At 64.7% G+C, this 5,568-nt stretch carries 6 protein-coding genes; 3 read left to right on the top strand and 3 right to left on the bottom strand.

Annotated elements, in window-relative coordinates:
- Window positions 1–431 (top strand): GMC oxidoreductase (locus AC5RWT_RS34085; RefSeq protein ID WP_494084082.1); only part of this gene is annotated, 431 nt, incomplete at its 5' end.
- Window positions 432–542: 111 nt separating this feature from the next.
- Here AC5RWT_RS34085 and AC5RWT_RS34080 read toward each other — a convergent pair.
- The 3 genes from AC5RWT_RS34080 to AC5RWT_RS34070 all read right to left on the bottom strand — a co-directional run bounded on the left by AC5RWT_RS34080 (window position 543) and on the right by AC5RWT_RS34070 (window position 2,275).
- Complete coding sequence (locus tag AC5RWT_RS34080) at window positions 543–1,424, bottom strand: DNA-formamidopyrimidine glycosylase family protein (RefSeq protein ID WP_494084081.1); 882 nt, start codon at window positions 1,422–1,424, stop codon at window positions 543–545.
- A gap of 86 nt (window positions 1,425–1,510) precedes the next feature.
- On the bottom strand, window positions 1,511–1,804 hold the full coding sequence (locus AC5RWT_RS34075; RefSeq protein ID WP_493969570.1) for an antibiotic biosynthesis monooxygenase family protein: 294 nt from the start codon (window positions 1,802–1,804) through the stop codon (window positions 1,511–1,513).
- Window positions 1,805–1,945: 141 nt separating this feature from the next.
- Window positions 1,946–2,275 (bottom strand): cupin domain-containing protein, encoded by a 330-nt coding sequence (locus tag AC5RWT_RS34070; RefSeq protein WP_494084080.1) that lies wholly within the window; start codon window positions 2,273–2,275, stop codon window positions 1,946–1,948.
- Window positions 2,276–2,619: 344 nt separating this feature from the next.
- Here AC5RWT_RS34070 and AC5RWT_RS34065 point away from each other — a divergent pair, with 344 nt between their 5' ends.
- Both AC5RWT_RS34065 and AC5RWT_RS34060 read left to right on the top strand, forming a co-directional pair.
- Entirely contained in the window at window positions 2,620–4,644 is a 2,025-nt protein-coding gene (locus tag AC5RWT_RS34065) for a transglycosylase domain-containing protein (RefSeq protein WP_494084079.1), read from the top strand.
- Window positions 4,645–4,657: 13 nt separating this feature from the next.
- The gene (locus AC5RWT_RS34060) at window positions 4,658–5,428 is read left to right on the top strand and encodes an SDR family NAD(P)-dependent oxidoreductase (RefSeq protein ID WP_494084078.1); all 771 of its coding nucleotides are present in this window, start codon (window positions 4,658–4,660) and stop codon (window positions 5,426–5,428) included.
- The last annotated feature ends 140 nt before the right edge of the window (window positions 5,429–5,568 follow it).

Below are 5,568 nucleotides of genomic sequence, written 5' to 3'. Positions count from 1 at the left end.
GGTACTTCACCGATCCCGAGGGCCACGACATGCGCGTGATGGTCGCCGGCATCCGCAAGGCCCGCGAAATCGCCGCGCAGCCGGCCATGGCCGAGTGGACCGGCCGGGAACTGTCCCCCGGCGTCGAAGCGCAGACGGACGAAGAGCTGCAGGACTACATCCGCAAGACGCACAACACCGTCTACCACCCCGCCGGCACCGTCCGGATGGGACCGGTCGAGGACGCCATGTCCCCGCTGGACGCTGAACTGCGGGTCAAGGGCGTCACCGGCCTGCGCGTGGCCGACGCGTCGGTCATGCCCGAGCACGTGACCGTCAACCCGAACCTGACCGTCATGATGATCGGCGAACGCTGCGCCGACCTCATTCGCGCCAGCTGGGCGTCGGAAACAACGACGGCGGCGGTCGCCTCCGGCGCGGTGCGCGTCTGAGCGGTGGTTCAGTGACGTTCTCCCCTGGGGAGAATCGTTAGCGCCGGGCGTTCGCCAGGCAGCAACGGGTGGCGGGAGCGAACTTTGCTTTCGCCACCCGGTGCTTTCAGCTCACTTGAGGAACTTGGACATCCTCCGGTCCGCCAGCAGCTTCCCGCCGGTCTGGCAGGTGGGGCAGTACTGCAGCGACGAATCCGCGAAGGAGACTTCCCGGACCGTGTCCCCGCACACCGGGCACGGCTCTCCGGTGCGGGCGTGCACCCGCATCGCCTTCCGCTTCGAATCCTTCAGCTCGCTGGCCGGGCGGCCGGAGGCATGGTCAATCGCTGACTCGAGCACCTGGTGCATTGCCCAAAACAACCGCTCCACATCCTCGGGATCCAGCTTCGAGGCGTTGGCGAACGGGGAGAGCCTGGCCGCATGCAGGATTTCGTCGCTGTAGGCGTTGCCGATGCCGGCGATCGCCGACTGGTCGCGCAGCAGTCCCTTGAGCTGGCCCGAGTGCGCGGCAAGCATTTCCGCGAAAGCCGCGTAGTCAACGTCGAGCGCGTCCGGTCCCAGCCGGGCGATGCCCGGCACGTCGGCCGGGTCCTTGACCACGTACGCGGCCAGCGATTTCTTGGTACCGGCCTCGGTCAGATCGAACCCCGGTTTTTCCGGGGTGTCGGCGGCGAAGCGCACGCGCAGCGCCATGGGTCCCTTGCCCGGCCGCAGCGGCCCCGGCTTCAGCGCATCCGACCAGCGCAGCCAGCCGGCCTTGGCCAGGTGCATCACCAGATGCACCTCCCCCGCCGTGAGCACAATGAACTTGCCCCGGCGTTCCACATCCGACACCGGCTGCGCGCCCAGCTCACTCAGCGGAACATCCGCTGTCTTCAACACCGAGAAGGACAGCACCTCCACCTCGGCAATCGTGGCAGCCGGGGCGTCAGGCGGAATGAGCTTCTGCCGCAGGAAGTCAACGAGTCCCTGCACTTCGGGCATCTCGGGCATGACCCCACCTTAACCGGTGGACCCACCGCGCAACATGACCGTTTGCCCGCCGGAACGGCCCGACGGGCAAATCAGCCGCGATGTGTCTAGTCGGCGAGCTCGACGACCTCGAACTCGAGCAGCTCCGCGCCGCTCGCGACGGGTTGCCGGGAGCTGTGGTCCCGCGGCGCCCTGTTGTCGCGCCAGTTCTCGAAATCCTCGCGGGTGGCCCACTGGGTGTACACGAAGTACCGGTCTTCACCCGCGACGGGACGCAGCAGCTGGAAGCCTTCGAACCCGGGAGCTGAGTCCACCGCGTGCTTGCGTGCGGCGAACCGCGACTCCAGTTCGGTGCCTGAACCCTCCGGGACCTTGAGCGCGTTGATGACGACGATGGACACGATGCTTCTCCTTTCGGCCTGGGAACCACCCCGGGCGACTCTCCCACGCTACCGTGGCACCGCCGTCGGGCACCGCCATGAGAGTTCAAGGTAATGACACCCGGGCGGTCTTGCTTCCGACCCCTGAGGGTGTGGGGTGATCTACTTCAACTCGATTTCAACGAACACAAAGACATTGTCGGATGCGTTAACGACGTTGTGTTCGCTGCCTGCTTCGCGTGCGTAGGAGACACCGGCGGTCAGGTTGCTGATCGAGGCCCCTTCACGGGTTTCCAAGGTCAGCGCCCCGGTGGTCATGGGGACCACAACATAGTCCATGGAATGCGTGTGCCAACCGGTTTCCGCCCCGGGAGGAAAGCGCCATTCCGTGACCCTGACCCGTTCGTTGTCGATCTGCGCGGTAGCGGCTGCGGGCGGGCGTCGGTCTGTTGTCTGCTGGTCCACGGGACCTGCAGGAACCTCCTGTGGCATGTTTCTCCTTCGGGTGGATGTTCGCCGTTTAGGCCACACTATCTGTCCTCCCAAAACGACGGCGACGCGCTTGGACTCCGCCGCATCGCCCCTCGGCGCTGCCCTGCCTACCCTCGTGCAGAACGGGTAGTCAAGCATCTACCGAACGGGTTCGGAAGCTTCTACCATTTTCTCTACTGCTCCATCGCGGGGAAGGAGGGGTGTGGGAATCATCGTCCGGAATGCTCCCAAACGCCCCGGCTGCAGGCTGCGCGCGGATGCATCCGTCACTGGGATTTCCCGCCTACCTGATTATGTGGCCCTTTCAACGCAACAGACCTCAAGAAGTCGATCTCGATGAACTGATGGCGTCCGCCCGGCGCCCGAAGAAGAAACTCCGGCGTCGCCGTTTCGACCTGTGGCTGGTGAGCGTTGCCGTTGCGGCGTTAGGAGCCGGCGCCCTGGTGGCGCCGGCGGCGGTCGGTGTCGCCGCCGTCGGAAATTCAGTCCTGGACATGTGGCAAGGGCTGCCGACCGACCTGCCGGTGGACCGCCCGCTGGCGCAACACATCGTCTTGTTGGACAAAGATGGCAAGGAATTCGCCCGGTTTGCCAGCGAGAACCGGGTTGATGTTGAGCTGGGCCAGGTGTCGGAGGCCTTCAAGAAGACCCTGGTCAGCACCGAGGACGCCCGCTTCTACGAACACGGCGGCGTCGACCCGATGGGCATCGTCCGGGCACTGATGCACAACGCCACCAACAGCGACGTCCAAGGCGCTTCCACCCTGACCCAGCAACTGGTCCAGAACATGCTGGTCAACCACGCGCGGAACGAGGAGGAAGACAAGGTCGCTGTCGGCGACACCTACAACGCCAAGATCCGGGAAATGAAGTATGCGGTCGCACTGGAAAAACAGCTGCCCAAGGATGAAATCCTGCTGCGCTACATGAATGCCGTCTATTTCGGGAACCGCGCCTATGGGGTGGAGGCCGCGGCCCGCTTCTACTTCAGCACGACGGCGGCGAAGCTTGACTATGCCCAGTCGGCCCTGTTGGTGGGGCTGCTCAAGGGGCCCACGGCTTTCGACCCTTTCGCCCACCCCGAGGCCTCCAAGGAACGGCGCAACACCGTGCTGGATGTGTTGGAAAAGCAGGGAGTGTTGCCGGCCGACAAAGCGCAGGCCGCCCGTGAGGCGCCGCTTGGCGTCAAGCGCGGCGAGGTGCCGTCCGGCTGCGGAGGGTCCCGCTACCCGTTCTATTGTGAGGCGGTCCGGGAAGAACTCCTGTCCAACCCGGCTTTCGGCAAGACCGCGAAAATCCGAGAGCAGCGCTTTAACCTGGGCGGCCTGACCTTGACCACCGGGTTGGACCGGAAGGCTGCTGACGCGGCGCAGAAAGCCGTCGAGAGGGCGCTCGGCAACAACAACCGCGCGGCACTGGGCACCGCCGTCGTCCAACCGGGAACCGGCCACGTGGCCGCCATCGCGCAGAACCGTGCCTGGGGCAAGGGCAAAGGCAAAACACAGGTTGTCTACGTCCGCCACGCCTTCCAGGTCGGGTCGGCCATGAAGCCGATCGTGCTGGCCACCGCGCTGACGCAGGGCATTCCGACCTCCACGAAGTTCCGCGCCGACGGCCCCTACCGCTCACGGAAACTGGACAATCCGAAGGGCGGGTACATCAACTACGACAATGTAGATTACGGCGTCATCGATGCCTACCAAGCCATCCGCGCCTCGGTGAATATCTACTTCATCAAACTCGTCGAGCGTGTCGGTGTCATCAACGCGGCCAAGATGGCCAACGAGCTGGGCATCACCTCCATTGACCCGGACAAGCTCAGCGGCAGGGAAGGTTCGCTTGCCCTCGGCGCCTACGAAGTCACCCCGCTGCAAATGGCGAGTGCCTATGCCGCCTTCATGAGCAAAGGCACGGTCTGCAAACCGGTCACCATCATCAAGGCAGTCCAGACCGACACGAAAAAGGAGTTGTCGGTTCCGGACCCGGATTGCCACCGCGCCATCAAACCAGCTGTCGCGGACACCGTCGCGGACGTGCTCAAGGAACCCTTCAACCCCAGAGGGACCCTGGGACCGCGCATCGAGCTTAAGGGCAACCGGGAGGCCGGAGCCAAGACCGGAACAACCAACGACTTCGCCGCCAACTGGATTGTCGGCGGCACCCCGCAGCTCACGGCCGCCGTATGGCTTGGCGACCCCCGGGGCGGGGGTCAATACCCGCTCAAACGTGTCCAGGCCTACGGCAAAACCTACACAGACCTGACCGGCTCCGAGGTCGCCGCCCCGGTCTGGAAGGAAACGATGGACGGTGCGCTCAAGGGCGAGAAGAAGATCCCGCTGCCGGACTCCCACCGCTCGATGACCAAGTAGCCAAGGAGACGCCATGACATTCCCGGTTCTTCAGGACAAAGTCGCCATTGTGACAGGTTCAGCACAAGGCATGGGCGAGGCTACTGCCCGACTCTTCGCTGAAGCCGGCGCCAAGGTCGTCGTTGCCGACTTCAATCAGGACAAGGGTCAGTCGGTAGTTGACGACATCGTGGCTGCCGGAAGAGGCGCTTTCTTCGTCAAGGTCGACGTTTCCAGGGGCGAGGATGTGAAGGCAATGGTCGCCGCCACCGTCGAGAGGTACGGCCGACTCGACGTCGCAGTGAACAACGCAGCCCTCACTCCCGACCAGGCTCCGCTCCACGAGTTCGACGAACAGTACTGGGACCGCCTGATGTCCGTCGATCTCAAAGGCGTCGCTCTCTGCCTCAAGTACGAGATCCAGCAGCTTCGTGCACAAGGTGGCGGCGGATCGCTCATCAACATCTCGTCGGTGAGCGGATTCCGTCCGCAGCCCGGCAACCCGGCCTACATCGCCGCGAAGCACGGTGTGGTGGGACTGACCAAGGCCGCAGCGCTGGAAAACGGCGCCGAAAACATCCGGGTCAACTCGGTGGCCCCCGGCGCCATCGATACGCCGATGCTCCGCGGAGCGCTTGAGGAGGTGGGCATCGACCCGGTCGAGTACGCGCCGCAGCTGAGCCTGCTCAACCGGTTCGGCGATGCCAGCGAAATCGCCGAAGCCAGCCTCTGGCTCGCCTCGGATGCGTCGTCCTACGTCACCGGCACCACGATCCACGCGGACGCGGGCTACACGTCCCGCTAAGTTGAAGCGCGACAATCCGGCAACTGTGCCCGGCTGCTGTAGCCGGGCGCCGTTGCGTGAAATCCCCTTGGAACAACCTGGGCGCAGCCTCTTCCGCCAGCAGCATCGGGTGAGCTGCCCGACCGCTTAGGGGAAAGACC

It is taken from the genome of Arthrobacter sp. Dra40, assembly GCF_059091905.1.
This window is presented reverse-complemented; position numbering and strand designations above follow the sequence as displayed.

Coding starts and splice junctions, on each gene's coding strand:
- AC5RWT_RS34080 (WP_494084081.1), bottom strand. CDS start 1,424: ATGCCCGAGATGCCCGAAGTGCAGGGACTCGTTGACTTCCTGCGGCAG.
- AC5RWT_RS34070 (WP_494084080.1), bottom strand. CDS start 2,275: ATGCCACAGGAGGTTCCTGCAGGTCCCGTGGACCAGCAGACAACAGAC.
- AC5RWT_RS34065 (WP_494084079.1), top strand. CDS start 2,620: ATGGCGTCCGCCCGGCGCCCGAAGAAGAAACTCCGGCGTCGCCGTTTC.
- AC5RWT_RS34060 (WP_494084078.1), top strand. CDS start 4,658: ATGACATTCCCGGTTCTTCAGGACAAAGTCGCCATTGTGACAGGTTCA.